Source organism: Paraburkholderia nemoris (assembly GCF_905221015.1).
GTDB classification, from domain to species: domain Bacteria; phylum Pseudomonadota; class Gammaproteobacteria; order Burkholderiales; family Burkholderiaceae; genus Paraburkholderia; species Paraburkholderia nemoris.
On record NZ_CAJNBO010000044.1, the window covers coordinates 1 to 17,644 of the forward strand.

At 61.1% G+C, this 17,644-nt stretch carries 19 protein-coding genes and 1 tRNA gene; 9 read left to right on the top strand and 11 right to left on the bottom strand.

Annotated elements, in window-relative coordinates; translation table 11 throughout:
- Positions 1-629 precede the first annotated feature (629 nt).
- From KHO33_RS38015 to KHO33_RS38030, 4 genes are all read right to left on the bottom strand, one after another.
- Positions 630-1,184, bottom strand: a complete 555-nt coding sequence (locus KHO33_RS38015; RefSeq protein WP_200562328.1) for a hypothetical protein — start codon at positions 1,182-1,184, stop codon at positions 630-632.
- Between the two features lie 90 nt (positions 1,185-1,274).
- Positions 1,275-1,901 carry a hypothetical protein gene (locus tag KHO33_RS38020; RefSeq protein ID WP_200562330.1) on the bottom strand — a complete coding sequence of 209 codons (627 nt, stop codon included), beginning with the start codon at positions 1,899-1,901 and terminating at the stop codon, positions 1,275-1,277.
- Positions 1,902-2,526: 625 nt separating this feature from the next.
- Entirely contained in the window at positions 2,527-3,744 is a 1,218-nt protein-coding gene (locus KHO33_RS38025; RefSeq protein WP_200562332.1) for a tyrosine-type recombinase/integrase, read from the bottom strand.
- A gap of 184 nt (positions 3,745-3,928) precedes the next feature.
- Positions 3,929-4,013: transfer RNA gene (locus KHO33_RS38030), tRNA-Leu, on the bottom strand.
- A 182-nt stretch (positions 4,014-4,195) separates the two neighbouring features.
- Between KHO33_RS38030 and KHO33_RS38035 the strand changes: the two genes are divergently transcribed.
- The 6 genes from KHO33_RS38035 (at position 4,196) to KHO33_RS38060 (ending at position 10,084) form a co-directional block, all read left to right on the top strand.
- Complete coding sequence (locus KHO33_RS38035; RefSeq protein WP_200563636.1) at positions 4,196-5,236, top strand: LacI family DNA-binding transcriptional regulator; 1,041 nt, start codon at positions 4,196-4,198, stop codon at positions 5,234-5,236.
- 83 nt (positions 5,237-5,319) lie between these two features.
- Positions 5,320-6,399: an ABC transporter substrate-binding protein gene (locus KHO33_RS38040; protein WP_171927830.1), complete on the top strand. Its 1,080-nt coding sequence runs from the start codon at positions 5,320-5,322 to the stop codon at positions 6,397-6,399.
- Complete coding sequence (locus tag KHO33_RS38045; protein WP_093647257.1) at positions 6,396-7,220, top strand: ABC transporter permease; 825 nt, start codon at positions 6,396-6,398, stop codon at positions 7,218-7,220. Before KHO33_RS38040 ends, KHO33_RS38045 begins: the two co-directional genes overlap by 4 nt.
- 32 nt (positions 7,221-7,252) lie before the next feature.
- Positions 7,253-8,167, top strand: a complete 915-nt coding sequence (locus KHO33_RS38050; protein WP_200563638.1) for an ABC transporter permease — start codon at positions 7,253-7,255, stop codon at positions 8,165-8,167.
- The gene (locus tag KHO33_RS38055) at positions 8,164-9,210 is read left to right on the top strand and encodes an ABC transporter ATP-binding protein (protein WP_200563640.1); all 1,047 of its coding nucleotides are present in this window, start codon (positions 8,164-8,166) and stop codon (positions 9,208-9,210) included. Before KHO33_RS38050 ends, KHO33_RS38055 begins: the two co-directional genes overlap by 4 nt.
- Before the next feature lie 46 nt (positions 9,211-9,256).
- Positions 9,257-10,084: a phosphodiesterase gene (locus KHO33_RS38060; RefSeq protein WP_200563642.1), complete on the top strand. Its 828-nt coding sequence runs from the start codon at positions 9,257-9,259 to the stop codon at positions 10,082-10,084.
- A gap of 18 nt (positions 10,085-10,102) precedes the next feature.
- Here the strand turns inward: KHO33_RS38060 and KHO33_RS38065 are convergent, their stop codons facing one another.
- Positions 10,103-10,588: a DUF2569 domain-containing protein gene (locus tag KHO33_RS38065; RefSeq protein WP_200563700.1), complete on the bottom strand. Its 486-nt coding sequence runs from the start codon at positions 10,586-10,588 to the stop codon at positions 10,103-10,105.
- A gap of 180 nt (positions 10,589-10,768) precedes the next feature.
- Here KHO33_RS38065 and KHO33_RS38070 point away from each other — a divergent pair, with 180 nt between their 5' ends.
- Positions 10,769-11,974, top strand: a complete 1,206-nt coding sequence (locus KHO33_RS38070; protein WP_200563644.1) for an MFS transporter — start codon at positions 10,769-10,771, stop codon at positions 11,972-11,974.
- Positions 11,975-12,075: 101 nt separating this feature from the next.
- Here KHO33_RS38070 and KHO33_RS38075 read toward each other — a convergent pair whose 3' ends face one another.
- The 5 genes from KHO33_RS38075 to KHO33_RS38095 form a co-directional block, all read right to left on the bottom strand.
- Positions 12,076-12,495: a response regulator gene (locus KHO33_RS38075; RefSeq protein WP_200563646.1), complete on the bottom strand. Its 420-nt coding sequence runs from the start codon at positions 12,493-12,495 to the stop codon at positions 12,076-12,078.
- Positions 12,496-12,515: 20 nt separating this feature from the next.
- Positions 12,516-13,148, bottom strand: coding sequence for a response regulator (locus KHO33_RS38080; protein WP_200563648.1), 633 nt, complete (start codon positions 13,146-13,148; stop codon positions 12,516-12,518).
- A gap of 248 nt (positions 13,149-13,396) precedes the next feature.
- A complete protein-coding gene (locus KHO33_RS38085; protein WP_054039764.1) occupies positions 13,397-13,969 on the bottom strand; it encodes a ferritin-like domain-containing protein in 573 nt (190 codons plus the stop codon).
- A gap of 87 nt (positions 13,970-14,056) precedes the next feature.
- Positions 14,057-14,218 carry a DUF1328 domain-containing protein gene (locus KHO33_RS38090; protein ID WP_006052455.1) on the bottom strand — a complete coding sequence of 54 codons (162 nt, stop codon included), beginning with the start codon at positions 14,216-14,218 and terminating at the stop codon, positions 14,057-14,059.
- A gap of 109 nt (positions 14,219-14,327) precedes the next feature.
- Positions 14,328-14,504: a DUF1328 domain-containing protein gene (locus tag KHO33_RS38095; RefSeq protein ID WP_091800263.1), complete on the bottom strand. Its 177-nt coding sequence runs from the start codon at positions 14,502-14,504 to the stop codon at positions 14,328-14,330.
- A gap of 247 nt (positions 14,505-14,751) precedes the next feature.
- Here KHO33_RS38095 and KHO33_RS38100 point away from each other — a divergent pair, with 247 nt between their 5' ends.
- Together KHO33_RS38100 and KHO33_RS38105 are read left to right on the top strand one after the other, a co-directional pair.
- Positions 14,752-16,155 (top strand): sensor histidine kinase, encoded by a 1,404-nt coding sequence (locus tag KHO33_RS38100; RefSeq protein ID WP_234480466.1) that lies wholly within the window; start codon positions 14,752-14,754, stop codon positions 16,153-16,155.
- A 235-nt stretch (positions 16,156-16,390) separates the two neighbouring features.
- Positions 16,391-16,525 carry an entericidin A/B family lipoprotein gene (locus tag KHO33_RS38105; protein WP_012433647.1) on the top strand — a complete coding sequence of 45 codons (135 nt, stop codon included), beginning with the start codon at positions 16,391-16,393 and terminating at the stop codon, positions 16,523-16,525.
- A 212-nt stretch (positions 16,526-16,737) separates the two neighbouring features.
- Here KHO33_RS38105 and KHO33_RS38110 read toward each other — a convergent pair whose 3' ends face one another.
- The gene (locus tag KHO33_RS38110) at positions 16,738-17,532 is read right to left on the bottom strand and encodes a DUF4397 domain-containing protein (protein ID WP_200563652.1); all 795 of its coding nucleotides are present in this window, start codon (positions 17,530-17,532) and stop codon (positions 16,738-16,740) included.
- Between the last annotated feature and the right edge of the window lie 112 nt (positions 17,533-17,644).

The window sequence follows — 17,644 nt, forward strand, 5'->3', positions numbered from 1 at the left end:
AAACTATGTCCAGATATCCACAGATCAAGCTCGCCAAGGCCACGTCGCCGCTGCACCCACCACGTGCCCCGGTAAAATCTCCGCATAGTTGCGACCTGCGCATAGGGGTCGCTATGCAAATCTCTGCATAGCGACCCTGAACCGACCTTCGCGCAACCCGAAAGCAGCCATCGGGCGTGGTATTGTTGGTTCTCCACACTTCGAGATCACCTGCACCATGGCCAAATCTGACCTCATAGGGGCTGCGATTGAGTTCGTGGATTGGGAAAAGCCATGGACATTCTATTCGGCTGTATTGAACCACCTCTCACTAGAATCCGATGACAGGGCCGCTTTAGAGGATGTCTGGGCCGAAGCGTGCCGCCCCGAATACTGGCGGGACGCCGACATTTCCAAGTGCTGCGATGCGTGCGATCACGGACTTCGGAACGGATTTTCATGGTTGCCTGACGATGCGCGCGCGCAGTTCGTGCGAGCAGCATCCTTCCAGTGGAAATAACGCCGGCGACAGCCGGGTAGCTCGACCCATTTGTGCGCAATTCCAGTATCGGCCTCGAATGCTGATAGCTGGCCGTCCGACGGGTAAGCCGGACCGGGCCAACGAGAACCTTCGCCGAGAAGGCAAGTCGTCAAAAGATCCCCCAAGCTTCCGTCCCATCGAACGCATACCTTTCCCGGTCGTTCGTCGCGTCTAGAACTGAGGGCCATTCGATGTGGGGATGATAGATGTATCGCGGCAGAACCAAGTATCTCGAATGTCTCACGTCGATAACTGTCGTCAGCCTTTCGAATTTCTTTTCCATCCAACTGAAGGCAATGAAGTTCGAGCATTCCGACATTGCAAACATGCATCCCCATGCATACCCGGGAAACCGGCGCCCAGCAATATCAACGACGTGATATGAATCGCCGTGCGGAGGTTCACCTTCATATCGCAGTGTCATCTCATAGCTGCGATCGGGCGGAAACAGCACATAGTCGCCCATGCCTGCCCAATGGCAAAGGCTATTCACCGTAAATTGGATCTCGCAGGGTTCCATCGGCTGCTTTCCGTCGCAAATGAAGGTTTTCACCGGATTGTCGACGATTCGCGCCGGTATGTCGAACGACCGGTTGTGGCCGATCGCTACCTTATGCAAACGGCTTAGATTGCCTAAATCACGCGCCGCAGCGATCGGCGGCACGCGACCCGGAACGGTTCTTTAACGTTCTTGATAGCGGCCCTTCATCCGTTTCGCGATCCTCAACGCAGGCCACGGCTCTTGTCCCTGCGGCTAGTTATCGGTCGCTGTTCTGCTCGTTCTTTGAACAGAACAAACTTTCTCCACATCAAGTGACGGCGTCACGTGGTAAGCAGCTATGTCCGTGTTGGTTTCTCCTTCGTCCCAGAGCACGGCGTAAGAGCGGCTTCGCCACGTTTCGAAGTAGACGAACGATTTGCCGCAGTACCCGGCTTCTTGAGAGAAATCATCGAGAATTGAGTTACTTATCAAACGGTAGCCATCGGCAGCGCGGGTGAGATAGGTATCGCGGACGCAATAGGCCGTTCCCACACGTCGCGAGATTCTGACGATAGGCTGGGATCGGCCGGGTATCGCTATTTCTGTCGCATAACCCGTCGTATCGGCGTATTGAGTCAGCTCAGTTCGGATCGCGTCGGCCGAAACCGGTGCAGCTTGTTCCCAGAACCGAGCAGCCCGGGTCTGGTCTCCAGTGCAGCTATCGAAACATAGTTCTCGCGAGCCTAGGTTCGAGATATCGACATGTGGATGCTGCTGTTGCAACCGGGACAATTTTTTTTCGAAGTGTGCGCATGGTGTTTGTGCTTCAACTGCGGAGGAGCAACTGCTGAGGCACGCCAGGCCAGCTGCAAGAACAAGGGCAATCGGGTGTTTACGCATTTGCGGAAAAATTCCTTTGAACGTCCAGTTACGTCGCTTCACCCTGCCTGAGTTGTGACTCAATCTCGCTTGTACGAATTGGCCCCGGGCGTTGATCGGCCGCTTCCGGCCGCAATCGGAAGACTGACTGTAACGCTGAAGGCTTCGTGGTTTGGGTGCCAGTGCGTCACACAATGCCCGACGTTTATATAGTGCTACCAAGACTGAGGGCAACAAGCACAAAAATTACGATTGGGAGAATCAGTAGCATGCTCAGAGCGCCAATCATCAAGACTCGCAGCTTGATCCGCCATCGAACGACCGGCAACAGCGCACCTACCGCTAGAATGGTGAGAAACAGCAGCCCTTTAGCGAGGTGTCCCTGCCAAGAGTCCATCCGGCTGAACCATTGAAAGTTATGTTTATCTGTTCGCTCGAACAGCCTTATGATGCCAGCCGCAAAGGTGCGCCGACGGCCGACCGCCACGAGTTCTTCCGATCATCGCGATCGCGTCGATTGTCGACGGTCTTGCAACTGCTGTCGACTGTCCCGTTGTGGCCGCACAGAGCCGAAAGACAACCTGCTCAGCCCGACCCTCTTAGCAGCCGGTCGAAATATCTCCCCAGCAGACGCTCAGATTCCGACTCAGCCTGCCACGCCACCAAGCCGAATGATCACTGCACCCGCCTTCAGCTTGTCTAGATAGTCTGCCCACAACTGCATCATCACCCGACGTTCCCTGATGAACTTAGTCCGGTTATACGCCGAGCCAAGATTATCCGGTACTGCATGTGCGAGTTGGTGCTCGATTACCTCTGGTTTCTGCTCCAGTTCCTCGTGCAGGATGGTACGGGCCATCGCGCGAAAACCGTGACCGGTAATCTCCGTTCGTGTGTCATAACCCAGTCGTCTAAGTGCGGCATTGATCGCCGCTTCGCTCATTGGACGCAACGTCGAACGAGCGCCGGGAAAAACAAACCGCCCCTTGCCGGTCAGTGCTTGTAACTCCCGCAGGAGAGTCACTGCCTGGGTTGCAAGCGGCACCAGATGCTGAGTCCGCGTCTTTGTCACAAGATAGCGCCACTCCCCCTTATCCAGGTCGAATTGCGCCCACTCAGCCTGACGAAGTTCGCCTGGCCGCACGAACAGCATCGGCGCAAGCGTGAGCGCGCAGAGGACGGGAAACGTCCCCGAGAAACCATCGAAGGCCCTGAGCATTTCCGCCACCTTGGCGGGTTCGGTGAGCGCAGCAAAGTGCTTTTCTATTGGAGGCGGAATCGCTCCGATCAAGTCTTTTGCCGGATCGCTCTTTGCCTTGCCTTCCTTGATCGCATATCGGAAAACGCGGCTGATTTCACTGCGCACCCGGTGCGCTGAATATCGTGCCCCCCTCCCATCGATCCGCTTGAGCACCAGCAGAATCTCGGGCGCATCGATCTCGGTGATGGGACGCTTGCCCAGCCACGGGAATACGTCGCTCTTCAGACGGGCGAGTGTCTTTTCGTGCTGACCAATCTGCACGACCGATTTGCGCTCCTCCAGCCAGTCGAGGGCTACGGCCTCGAATGAATTGTTGGCGTTGAGTCTTGCGGCACGCTTATCAGCCTTTTTGACGTCGCCCGGGTCTATCCCGGCCGCCAGTTGTTCACGCGCCGCGCTTCGCTTCTTGCGCGCTGCCGCGAGCGATACGTCGGGGTAGACGCCCAGCGCCAAGCGTCTTTCTCTACCACCGAATCGGTATTTCAGGCGCCAGTATTTCCCTCCCGACGGCGCAATCTCCAGATACATCCCGCCACCGTCGGTCAGGCGATAGACCCTCTCACGAGGGGCTGCGCTACGCACAGCAATGTCAGTCAGGGGCATGAATACCTCCTGGGGGCATTTTTCGCAACGACATCGTTTTTCACACCAACATGCCCCCTAAGATGCCCCCACATGCCCCCAGATGTCAACGGAACTCCGCGGTTTCTCTGGGAAACAAAAAACCCTCGAAGCATTACTGCATCGAGGGTTCAAGGAATTTTCTGGAACCGGGTGGAATGCTTCCTGGTGCCGGGGACCGGACTCGAACCGGCAAGCCGTGAGGCGGCGGATTTTAAGTCCGCTATGTTTACCAATTTCATCACCCCGGCAGGGGTCAGAACCACGCTGGACGCGAATTCTACCATTGCCCGGCGGGCGCACCAAACCGGCGCAATCCCGCCGCAGTCCCTCCCCACCCTCGCCCGCCCGGCATAAAAATTGGAGTCATCCGCAAGTCACAAACGTTCCTGATAATCCGCTCACGAAAACGTTTTCATAACGCGCGGAAATCATGATCCCAACGATCAAAGACGTCGCCGCCCACGCGGGCTTCTCCATCGCCACGGTCTCGCGCGCGATCAACGCGCCGCATACCGTGAACCCGGTCACGCTCGACAAGGTGCGTCAATCCATCGACGCCCTTAACTTCCGCCCCAGCCCGCTCGGTCGGCAGTTGCGCGGCGAGCGCACGCGCCTGATCGGCGTAATCCTGCCGACGCTCGCCAACCCCGTGTTCGCCGAATGCCTGCAAGGCATCGACGAACTTGCCGTGGCACAAGGCTACCGGCTCATGCTGATGACCACCCAGTACGATGCCGACCGCGAACGCCACGCCATCGAAACGCTACGCGAACATCGCGTGGAAGGCCTGATCCTGACCGTTGCCGATGCCGACACGCATCCGCTGCTCGACGACCTCGATCGCTCCGGTCTGCTGTACGTGCTGATGCATAACGATACGGTGCGGCGTCCGTCGGTCTCGGTCGACAACCGCCTCGCCGCGTTCGATGGCGTGCGCATGCTGATCGCGCACGGCCATCGCCGCATCCTGATGCTGGCAGGCACGCTCGCCGCTTCGGACCGCGCCCGCCAGCGGCATCTCGGCTACGCGCAGGCGATGCAGCAGGCCGGCCTCGCCCCAGCGCCCGCGCTCGAAGTCGATTTCAACGCCGACGAACTGGCGCCGTCCGTGCTCGCCCATCTGACCAGCGGCCCGAACCGCCCGACCGCCCTCTTCTGCAGTAACGATCTGCTCGCCATGGTCGTGATGCGCGGCCTGCGCCGCGCGCGTCTGCAGATTCCGCACGACATGTCGATTCTCGGCTTCGACGGTCTCGCCATGGGCGAATTGCTGTCGCCGCCGCTGGCAAGCATCTGCGCGCCGAATCGCGAGATCGGCTGCGCCGCCTGGCGGCGTTTGCTGGCCCGCGTAACCGGCACCTTCGAAACGCATGAGGCAACGTCGCCCAAGCTGACGTTGCCGCACAGCTTGCGCGAAGGCGCCACCATCGCGGCGATTTCGAACCGCACAGAAACATCGGCGACGACCTAGAGGCCGTTTGCCTAGCCGCTTGCGTAAAAACATCCAATTCGAACCCCGAACCACCCGCTCTCGTCCTCTCCAGGAGACCCGCAGTGATCCGCTCTTCAACACGTTTTGCGTCTTCCATCAAACCGCTCTGGCGCCGTCTCGCCCGCACCACGGCCACCGCGCTGTCGGCAGGCATGATCGTCACTGCCGCGCTCGCCGCCCTTGCACCGCAAGCCGCTCATGCCGATGAAACCGCGATCTGCTACAACTGCCCGCCCGAATGGGCCGACTGGGCGAGCCAGATCAAGGCGATCCAGCAAAAGACCGGCATCCGCGTGCCGTTCGACAACAAGAACTCCGGCCAGTCGATTGCGCAACTGATGGCCGAGCAGAAGAGCCCGGTTGCGGACGTGGTGTACCTCGGCGTGTCGTCGGCATTCCAGGCGAAAGACAAAGGCGTGATCCAGCCGTACAAGCCCGCGCACTGGGACGACATTCCGGCCAACATGAAGGACCCGCAAGGCTACTGGTTCACGATCCACTCGGGCACGCTGGGCTTTTTCGTCAACAAGGACGCGCTGGAAGGCAAACCGGTCCCGCGTTCGTGGGCCGACCTTCTGAAGCCTGAGTACAAAGGCATGATCGGCTACCTCGATCCGTCGAGCGCGTTTGTCGGTTATGCGGGCGCGGTCGCGGTGAATCAGGCGCTCGGCGGCACGCTCGACAACTTCGAGCCGGGCCTCGACTGGTTCCGCAAGCTGAAGGCCAACGCGCCGATCGTGCCGAAGCAGACCGCCTATGCGCGCGTGATGTCCGGCGAAATCCCGATCCTGCTCGATTACGACTTCGACGCCTACCGCGCGAAGTACAAGGACCACGCCAACGTCGAATTCGTGATTCCGAAGGAAGGCACGATCTCGGTACCGTACGTGATGAGTCTCGTGAAGGGCGCACCGCATGAAGCGAACGGCAAGAAAGTGCTCGATTTCGTGCTGTCGGACGAAGGCCAGAAATTGTGGGCCGACGCCTATCTGCGTCCGGTGCGTGCGAACGCAATGAGCCCGGAAACCGCCGCCAAATTCCTGCCCGCAAGCGACTATGCCCGCGCCAAACCGGTCGACTTCGGCAAAATGGCCGAGAAGCAATCGAGCTTCGGCGAGCGTTATCTACAGGTGATGCATTGAACGACGTCACGTTCCCGCTGCGCTGGCGCATCGCGTTGATCGCGCCGGCGCTGGCGGTTTTCATCGCGTTCTGGCTGTTGCCGATGGGCGCGCTCGCGCAGATCAGCGGCGACGGCCACGCATTCGCGACCTATCGCGCGATGCTGACGAATCCGCGCTACATGTCGAGCCTCGGCGCAACGGTCATGTTGTCCGCTGCGGTCACGGCGACGACGCTGGTGCTGTCGGTGATCGCCGGTTTGCTGCTGGCGCGCCGTGAGTTCCCACTCAAGCGCACGCTGCTCGCGCTGCTGACCTTTCCGTTGGCATTCCCAGGCGTCGTGGTCGGCTTCATGGTGATCATGCTGGCAGGACGCCAGGGGTTGATCGGCGCACTGTCGCTGAAACTCACCGGCGACCGCTGGGTGTTCGCTTACTCGATGAGCGGCCTCTTTCTCGGCTATCTGTACTTCTCGATTCCCCGCGTGATCGTCACCGTGATGGCTTCGGCGACCAAGCTCGATGCCTCGCTGGAAGAGGCCGCGCGTTCGCTCGGCGCATCGCCATGGCGTATTACGCGCGACATCGTGTTGCCCGCATTGTCGCCGGGCTTGATCGCAGCCGGCGCGGTATGTTTCGCGACCGCCATGGGCGCCTTCGGCACCGCCTTCACACTGGCCACCGACATCGACGTATTGCCGATGACCATCTACACCGAGTTCACGCTGAACGCGAACATGGTGACGGCCGCGGGTCTCTCGATCGTGCTCGGCATCGTCACATGGGCCGTGCTGGCGTTCGCTCGCAGCGTGAGCGGTTCGGCTGTCGCGGCAAGCGCATGAGCCGCGTGTCCAAACCCAACGACAAGACTTCGATGAACTCCATCACTGCTCCAATCAAGCAGCCCGCTAAACCGCGCGCGCGGCGCCGCGGGTTGCCCACATCACGCACGTGGCTCGCAGCCGGACAGTGGTTCGTTACGCTGTTGCTGTGCGCCTTTCTGATCGTGCCGGTCGTGATGTCGATCATGGCCGGCCTCACGGTCAACTACTTCAAAGGGGTATCGAGCGGACTCACGCTGCGCTGGCTCGGTGAGGTGTGGACGCAGTATCACAGCTCGGTATTTCTCTCGCTCGAAGTGGCGGCGATGACCTTGCTGATCACGCTGCTGACCGGCGTGCCCGCCGGCTACGTGCTGGCGCGCAGCAAGACGCGGCTCTCGCGCATCATCGAAGAGTTTCTGGTGCTGCCGATCGCCCTGCCCGGCCTTGCTTCCGCGCTCGCGCTGCTGGTGGTCTACGGCGGCTTCACGATGTTTCGCATGAGCGTCGCGTTTATCGTCGTCGGACACGTGGTGTTCACGCTGCCGTTCATGGTGCGCGCAGTCGCGGCCGTGTGCGCGAGCAGCGATCTACGTACACTCGAAGAAGGCGCGGCGAGTCTCGGTGCGAGCTTCTTTCAACGCTTCGTCACGATCGTCTTGCCGAATGCGCGGCCGGGAATCGTCGCCGGTGCGTTGGCGGTGCTGACGCTCTCGATCGGCGAGTTCAATCTCACGTGGATGTTGCATACGCCCGATACCAAGACGCTGCCGGTCGGTCTCGCAGACACCTATGCGTCGTTACGCATCGAAATCGGCAGCGCCTACACCATTCTCTTTTTCATCATGACGATGCCGCTGCTCGTCGCGATGCAATGGCTCGGCGTCGATGCGACCGGCCAGCGCAGCGCGGGCAAACAACGCAGCGCTGCCTCCCGTTCCAAGCCCATACCGACGTCCACGCCATGAAACTCGACTCCGTTCCCATCACGCTCACACAGTGCGCGAAAACGTTTCGCGGCACACGTGTGCTCGAACCGCTCGATCTGCACATTGGCGCCGGTGAGACACTGGTGCTGCTCGGCCCGTCCGGTTGCGGCAAGACCACCACGCTGCGCATGATCGCAGGCCTCGAGACCCCTGACGCCGGCGGCAGCATCGCGTTCGGCGACGAAGACGTCACCGCCCTGCCGATCGAAAAACGCCAGGTCGGCATGGTGTTCCAAAGCTACGCGCTGTTTCCGAATCTGACCGTGCGCGGCAACATCGGCTACGGCCTGAAGATCAAACGCGTGCCGGCTGAAACCGCACGGCAACGCGTCGACGAATTGCTCGCGATGATGCGTCTCACCGCGCACGCGGACAAACCCATCGATCAGCTTTCGGGCGGCCAGCGTCAGCGTGTTGCTCTCGCGCGCGCACTCGCCGTGCAACCCCGTGTGCTGCTGCTCGACGAACCACTGACCGCCCTCGACGCGCGTTTGCGCGACACCTTGCGCAGCGAGATGAATACGTTGCTGCGCGAGTTGGGCATCACGACCGTCTACGTGACCCACGATCAGGCCGAAGCGATGGAGCTCGGCGACCGCATCGTCGTGATGAGCGCCGGGCGCATCGAGCAAATCGGCTCGCCGCGCGACATCTATTACCGTCCGGCGAATCGCACGGTCGCGCAATTCGTCGGCACCATAAACCGGCTGGCTGGTGAGCGGCGTGATGGTCTGTTGGCGACAACCGGCGGCGCTGTACCGTTGCCATCAAGCGCCGGGCACGCAAGCACGGCACACGAATTTTTCTTCCGCCCCGAAGACGCGTATCTCGCTGACCCAGCCAGCGCGCAATTGCGCGGCAACATCGAAAGCACGGCGTTTCTCGGCGAGCGTACCCGTTTGACGATCGGCGGCGCCGCACCGGACGCGCTGCTCATCGACGTCGCGGGCCGCGTCGAACTCGCGCGCGGCACACCGGTCGGGATTTCGATCGCGCAGGACGCGCTGATTGCGCTATCGTAATGACACAGCGCTGCGTTTCTAGCGCGCCATAAAGAAGGACATCCCCATGCTGCTGGCTCAAATTAGCGACCTGCATATCAAACGGCCCGGCGCGCTGGCTTACCGCCGCGTCGATACCGGCGCCTATCTCGCGCGCACTGTCGCCGCGCTCAATGCACTGGATCCGCGTCCCGACGCCGTAATCATGACCGGCGACCTCGTCGATCAGGGCGATCCGGAACAGTACGAACACCTCAAGACGTTGCTCGCGCCGCTCGAGATTCCCTACTTCCTGATGGTGGGCAATCACGACGAACGGGCTGCGTTGCGCGCGGCGTTTCCCGATCGGGCCGAATTGCGTAGTGGTGGCGAGTTCGTGCACTACGCGGTCGATGTCGGACCGCTGCGGGTGGTCGCGCTCGATTCCATGGTGCCGGGCGAAAGCGCCGGCAATCTATGCGACGCACGTCTCGCCTGGCTCGAGACACAACTCGATGCGGCGCAAGGCAAGCCGACGGTGGTGGCATTGCATCATCCGCCGTTCGTCTGCGGAATCGGGCATATGGATGAATTGCGGCTCGATCCCGCTGCCGCCGACAAACTCGCGGCGTTGATCGCGCGTTATCCGAACGTGGAGCGGGTGATCTGCGGCCACGTGCATCGGCCGATGTTCGTTCGTTTTGGCGGCACGATTGCGTCGGCGGTGCCGGCGCCCGCGCATCAGGTCGGACTCGATCTGCGCGAGGATGCGCCCTCCGCATTCGTGATGGAGCCGCCCGCGTACGCACTGCATCGCTACGATCCGGCGACGGGCATCGTCACGCACCATGCGTATGTCGATAAAGCCGATGGTCCGTATCCTTTTTACGAACCTGAAGGCGAGTTGATCGATTGAGGGTTTCGCCTCACCGGTTCAGACCGCAACAAAAGTTTGCCGAACGCGCCGGGACAGCCTGAAATACGGTATCCCGAGCGCGGCAGCGACGACGGCCTGAATGAAGCCATCGAACGGAATGGCGATGGCAATGCCAATGGCATGGGTCATGTGATCGCCGAGCAGGTAGGCGATAGTTCGCATGACGAGGGTGGCCAACAGCCACGCCTGCACCTGCACCGGAAAACGCGCCGACTTGCGCCGCACGAGCAGCGCCAGCCAGCCTGCGCCTGCGACGATGAACACCCCGATGATCACGTCGCAGCCGACCATCGCGATCACGGTGCGATACCAGCCGTGCGTTTCACGGCGCACGAATACCGCCAGCAGCTCCCATTCGAGCATCAGCTTGAGGGGGTCGCGCAATGCGACTGCGGTTGAGAGCGCCCATGCGGCGAGGCAGATCAGGGCGACGAGCAGCCAGCCGCTGAGGCGTCGAGGTTCGGGTTTCGAGGATATGTTCATGAGATCGGTCACGTAATGGATCGCGTTGCGCGCGCCGATTCTACGAACGAAAACCGAACGACCATCTCATTTTGTCTGCGAGGGAGCCCATGTCGGGCCGTCAGCACGATCCTTCCTGCTCCGGTATGATCGGCACGCTTGAGGACCGCGCATGGGCCGGTCCATCGATAGCCCCCTCTCATGTCCACATCCGACGCTTCCACCCCCGCTTCCGCCGACCGGTCGTTGCGCGGCTTGCTGCTTCTGCTCGCGACGATTGCCGGCGTGGCAGTCGCAAACATCTATTACAATCAGCCGCTGCTAGACAATTTCCGCCAGTCGTTTCCGAATAGCGCGTCGTGGGTCGGCGTGGTGCCTGCCGTGACGCAGCTCGGCTACGCTGCCGGGATGCTGTTGTTGGCGCCGCTCGGCGATCGCTTCGATCGGCGCAAGCTGATCCTGCTGCAGACTGCCGGCATGTGCGTCACGCTCGTAATCGCGGCTGCGGCGCAGAACTTACCCGTGTTGATCGCGGCGAGCCTCGCCATCGGCGTGCTCGCCACCATCGCGCAACAGGCTGTGCCGTTCGCCGCCGAACTCGCGCCGCCGGCGCAGCGGGGGCAAGCCGTCGGCACGGTGATGAGCGGCCTGCTGCTCGGCATTTTGCTGGCGCGGACCGCGGCGGGTTTGATCGCCGAGTATTTCGGCTGGCGCACGGTGTTCGGCGCTTCCGTGGTCGCGCTGCTGGTGCTGGCGGTGGTGATCATCTTGCGCTTGCCGAAGAGCAAGCCGACGTCGACGCTGCCCTACGGCAAGTTGCTGGTTTCGATGTGGCACTTGGTGGTCGAGCATCGCGCACTGCGTGAAGCCTCGCTAACGGGCGCAGCGATGTTCGCCGCTTTCAGTATCTTCTGGTCGGTGCTGGCGTTGTTGCTGGCGGGCGCACCGTTTCATCTTGGGCCGCAGGCAGCCGGCCTGTTCGGTATTGTCGGCGCTGCGGGGGCAATGGCCGCACCGCTCGCCGGCAAGTTTTCCGATCGCCGCGGGCCACGAGCGATCATCTCGGTTTCGATCGCGCTCGTGGCCGTGTCATTTGTCGTCTTCGGCTTGTCGGCGACCAGCATTGCCGGGCTCGTGATCGGTGTGATCATCCTCGATATCGGCGTGCAGGCTGCGCAGATATCGAATCAGTCACGCATCTATGCGCTGAAGCCCGACGCGCGCAGCCGGGTGAACACGGTTTACATGGTGGCGTATTTCATCGGCGGAGCATTGGGCTCCGGCGTCGGCGCAGTCGTGTGGCCGACCTTCGGCTGGGCCGGCGTCAGCATCGCCGGTCTGGCGTTCGCGGCGCTGGCGGGATGGAATCACTCCCGCGGCAAGCGCCACGCCGTCACAGCATCCTGATCAGGTACGGTGGCCTGGTTGCCTCGCGGCTGCTGAGCGATCATCTGGAAGTCGCGTTGTCACGCTGCAGCGCGAATTGAACCAGCTATACGGGGCGCAGCTCAGCGCGTCGACGCATACTCATGCAACGCGTCGATCACCCGATCAAACTCGAACGACTTGTCGTAAAAGTGCCGAACACCATACTGTTCACACCGCTCCCGATACGCCGGCAACGCATGATTCGTCAACACCGCAGCAAAAATCGACTCAACCATCCCCTCGCGCTGCAAGTAAGCGAGCACCGGCACCCCTGAACCCTGCTTCAACTGCAAGTCCACGATCACCGCATCAAAAGCCTCATCGCTCAACAAAGCAATCGCCTGATCAGCAGAATCTGCATACGCAGCCACTTGCAGCAAACCCGATGCATCGATGGCCTCGACGAGACTCCTGCGTATCAGCGGCGAATCCTCGATCAGCAGCACGCGCAACGGCGCGCGATTGGCTGCTCCTGCATCAATGTTCGATTCGCTGTTCATCGGTGTATCTCGATCGTTCATTATTCGATCAAGCCGTTCTTGATCGCGTAATAAGTCAGATCGGCATTGTTCGCCAACCGCATCTTCTCCAGCACGCGAGCCCGGTAAGTGCTCACGGTCTTCACCGACAAATGCAATTCCTCGGCAATGTCAGTCGGAATCTGTCCCGCCGCCAGTTTGCAGAATATCTGGAACTCGCGCTCGGAGAGCGCTTCGTGCGGCCGCCCCATCGTCGGCTTGTCGAGGTTGTCGGCCAGCGTGTCGGCCACGGCCTCCGACAGATAACGATGCCCGCGCGCCACCGCGCGGATCGCCCGCACAATCTCCTCGGGCTCGCAGTCTTTGTTCAGGTAGCCGTTGGCGCCCGCGCGCAGCAGGTTGATCGCGTATTGACTCTCCGGGTAGCCCGACAGAATCAGTACGCCTTGCTCCGGCCGCACCTGCCTGATCACACGTAGCGTGTCGATGCCGTTCTTGTCCGGCATCGCAATGTCGAGCAACACCACGTCGAACGCCTGCTCCCGCACGAGGCTAATGGTTTCGTCGCCGGTCGAGGCTTCGGCCGCGACGCACATGTCCGGCTCGTCAGCGACGAACTGCCGGAAACCACCTCGGACGATCGCATGGTCGTCAGCTATCAGCACTCGAATCATCAGTTTGGCGTCCGTGCTACAGGATTGCTCCAAAGCAGACATTGTAATGATCTCCGGCACCGTCTTTACCGAAGACCGATGTGCACGGCGTAGCGGTGCATCGAACCATCCCGGCGCGGGAAACCACCCAGATCATCCCGCGTCGACCGACCAGACGCGGCAGCCGAAGCGGCTATAAGCAACAATCCGCGCTGCGTCCAGCGGACGCCTGCTGACGTCCGCCTTTCGACTCCGCTTTCCAACCTCGCCTACTCGCGGCCTTCAAGCAGGTCCGCCATATCATCGGCATGCTCTTCTTCGACAGCAAGGATTTCTTCAAACAGACGACGCGTCGTCACGTCCTTCTCGCCGAGATAATGCACGATCTCACGATACGTATCGATTGCAATACGCTCGGCAATCAGGTTTTCGCGAATCATGTCCGTCAGATTGCTGCCTTCCTTGTACTCCGAATGCGAACGTGTCTTCAGGCCGTCCGGTGCAAAATCCGGCTCGCCGCCAAGCTGCACGATACGCTCGGCGATGCGGTCGGCGTGCTCCTGCTCTTCCGCGGCATGCGCCGCGAATTCCGCCGCCACGCCTTCGGAGTTGATGCCCTTGGCCATGAAATGATGCCGTTTATAACGCAGCACGCAGACGATTTCAGTGGCCAGCGAATCGTTGAGCAGTTTCAGCACTGTCTCACGGTCCGCAGCGTAGCTCTGCGTAACCGGACCATCCGACATATGCTTGCGGGCGTCTTCGCGGATCTTTTTGATGTCCATCACGAACGAACCGCTGGATTGAGATGCTGCGCCCTGGGCGCCAGAAGCCTTCGCCATTGAGATTCTCCTTTATCCGGTATTGGGGGAACTGCGTATCCCGCACGAATCGCGCCTGATACGCCGGTTTAAGGAAGGCGCATTCGTCTACGTTCGGAATACGCCGAGCAGCAGCGTGACCACGAACACGACAAGGAAGATATAGAACAGGATCTTCGCGATTTCGGCCGCACCCGCGGCGATTCCGGTAAAACCGAACACGGCTGCGATGATCGCAATCACGAAAAAGACGATGGCATAGTGAAGCATGGCGACTCTCCTTGTTGGTATCTGCATCAAGAGACCCTGAGGCGAATCCGACGCGAACCGTTCCCTCACAATCAACGGGTACAGCACGCAAGCGCCTCATCGAACGGCGCTAATCGACGATCTTCTTCGTGACCACGAAGCCGAGCACGAGGAACACCACGCACAGAATCACGAACACGATAAACAGGAACTTTGCGATCGCCGCCGCGCCCGCGGCTACGCCGGTAAAGCCAAGCAGGCCGGCGATCACCGCCACGACGGCGAAGAACAATGCCCATTTCAACATGATGGCTTCCTCCAGAATCAGTCAATGAACGATCAGGTTCATCCTATCGGTCGTCGACGCCGGGCGCATTCCGACGTGCTCCGTTTTTCGTGTGAGAATCCGCTTACACGGGGTTACGGCAGCGTTACGCCGCCTGCTCCATCGTCGAGCCCTGCGGGCGTTACACTGATGCCCACCTCAGGAGCCAAAAGTGCTGAACGTGTCGAACACGCATAAATCAGGGGCCACCGTGCGGCTCAGCGACTGGATGCGCAATCGCAGTTGGGCCATTGCGATGACCGTGGCGATCGTCATCACGGTAGGCGGGCTCGTGATTCTCGAAACCGCGCGCCAACGCATCGCCGCTGAATACGAAACGGCACTCGAAGCGCGCGACGTCACGGTTCAATTGAGCACGCTCGCGAGCCAGCTATCCCGCTTAAGCGCCCACCAAAGCGATTTTCTTCTGACGAAGCAGGACTCATCCGCTCAAGGCTTTTGCGCGACCGCCGTGCAGATACGGCAGAACGAGCAGCAGCTAAGCCGGTTTTACCGCGGCGGCAAGGCGGACAGCCCCGAACTCGCGAGCTTCACCGAGATCGTCGCGCTGATCGACGCGCGCATCGGCACGGGCGCTGCTGCATTGCAACGCGCGACACCGCATTCGCTCGATCTCTCCGCCTGCGGCAGTGCCGGCGAGGCCAATCCGGCCGATGCCACGCTGGTCGACAGCACGCTCACGCTACTGCGCGACAACGAGGAGCGTCGCGCGCAGCACGCGCTCGACGCAAGCCGCGCCGACCAGCGTATCTCCACGCTATGCGCGGCGGCGCTGTCCGCGCTCAACATCGTGCTGTTCATCCTGCTGTTTCGCAATCTCGGCATCCAGATGAACCGGCAGGCGCGCGTGCAGCGTCAACTGATCACGCAACAGGAAGAGCTCGACCAGCTTGTCAACGAACGCACGCGTCAGCTCGAGGCGCTCGGCTGGCACTTGCAGGCCGTCAGCGAAAACGAAAAGACGCAGCTCGCGCGCGAACTGCACGACGAACTCGGCGCCATTCTGACTGCGAGCAAAATGGATGTGGCCTGGGCCAACCGCAAACTGAAGGACAGTGCCCCGGATATCTCCGAGAAACTCAAGCGCGCGCTCGCCAATCTCGACCAGGGCATTGCGCTGAAGCGCCGCATCATCGAAGACATGCGGCCCACCGTGCTGGCGAACTTCGGCCTCGTCACCGCGTTGCGCACGCTTGCCGACGAAGCCGCGCAGCGCAACAACTGGACGCTCGAATTGCACTTGCCCGCCGACGATATCCAGCTCGACGAACAAACCGAAATCGCGCTCTTTCGCGTCGCGCAGGAGTCGCTCACGAACGCCGCCAAGTATGCACGGGCCTCGAAGGTTTCGATCGCCTTGGAGGTCGGCGACGGCGAGGTGGCGCTGCGGATCGCGGACAACGGCGTCGGCATCACGCCCGCCGATTTGCAGCGTACGCACACGCACGGGCTGCTCGGCATGCGCCAGCGGGTTGCCGCGCACGGCGGGCGCTTCGATATTCAGCGCGGCGTGCCGAACGGCACCGACATCCATGTGGTGATGCCGAGCGTCAGCACGGCTACGCCGTCAGTGGATCTGCCGCCATCGACCCCGTCGCGAACGGCGGTCTAGCAAGGCTTTGGCGAACATTGCGATGGCACGTGTAGGAGTGCGCCGACGCAAACACCGGAGCACGCCTACAACAAAATCGCAGCGCAACCGACAGCGCGGCCTCCGCCCTTTTTTTAACATGCAATCAGACCGGATCGACTGGCGTAAGCCCCGGTCGGACGACAGCTAGCCCGGCTAGCGCGTGCCGTACAGCATGGGCACGTCAACCGATGCATTCTCGACAAGGAGAACTTTCATGAATCGACTGATCGCTTTGCTTCTCATCGCAGGGACGGCTGCGCTCGCCGGTTGCAACACGATGGCGGGGGCTGGGCAGGATATTTCGAAGGGTGGCAATGCCATCACGAATTCGGCCGAACAAGCCAAGTAAGTTAGCGGCAACGCATCGACTGCGCGGCGCCTCACGGCGCCCTGCCATGCAGGAATTCCACAGCCCATCGCGGGAAACCGCGGTGGGCTTTTTTTATGGCCAGAGCCATAAACAGAGCGGCGCCCCACTTGCGTGGATCGCCGCTCTGCCCTCCCTGAGACTGTCGCTTATCGTATGTGCCGCATGCTATGCACGCATGCGGATTCGCGAGCTTATTGCCCCGTCAGCGTGTTCGTCAGCTCGATGCTCGGCGTGCCGGTGTTGCCGTTCTGTGCAATCAGCAGATGGATCTGCCCCGGCACGAGCTGGCTCAGCGCACCGGCGATCGGCACCGACGTCACCAGCCAGTCGGCGTTGTTCGACAGCGTGAAAGACGACGACTGGAAGATCGGCGTCTTGCTGCCCGCCACCGTCGCGATCAACACGTACTGGCCACCGGACACGTAGATCGAATCCTGGCCGCTTGCCGGCACCGCGTTCTTGAACGACACGCCCGCCATCGTCGGGCTGACATTGCTGATGTCAGTGCCGGTTGACTGAACCAGATACAGGTCGAGATTGGTCGCGTTAGCCGATGCGTTGAAGCCGCGCAGGCGCGCACTATTCGAGAGCAGCCCCTTGTCGAACGGATCGTCGATCAGGCCGATATCCGGCGCTGTCGCACCCGGCAGAGCCAGCACCGTGTATTCATGGCCCTTCGCCACATCGGGGAAGTTACCGCTCGCCAACGCGGTCGTCGTGCCGGTGTTCGAGTACGCGACGGAGGTCGAACCCGTGTTGATGTTGGTGAGGTTCGTCACGCCCTTATAGCTGATGTTCGTCTGTCCCGAGGGTGCGGTACCGTTCACGAGAAAGTCGACTGCCGGGCCGCCAGGAATTGCGTGGATGAAATGGATCTCCGGATTCGTCAGACCGAGTTCCTTGCCTACGTCGCTGCCGCTGCCACCGCACGCGGCGAGGACAGATGCAACAGCGGCCACAGCCGCCATGGTTCGGATCGTTTTCATTGTGTTCCACCTATATCGATGTTGGGCTCTCGAGCCGTTAATTTGCGAGCGCCCGGCCTCGGACATCGTGCCGGCTGGAAACCTTGTTCGTTGGTCGTTAGAACGGTTCCAG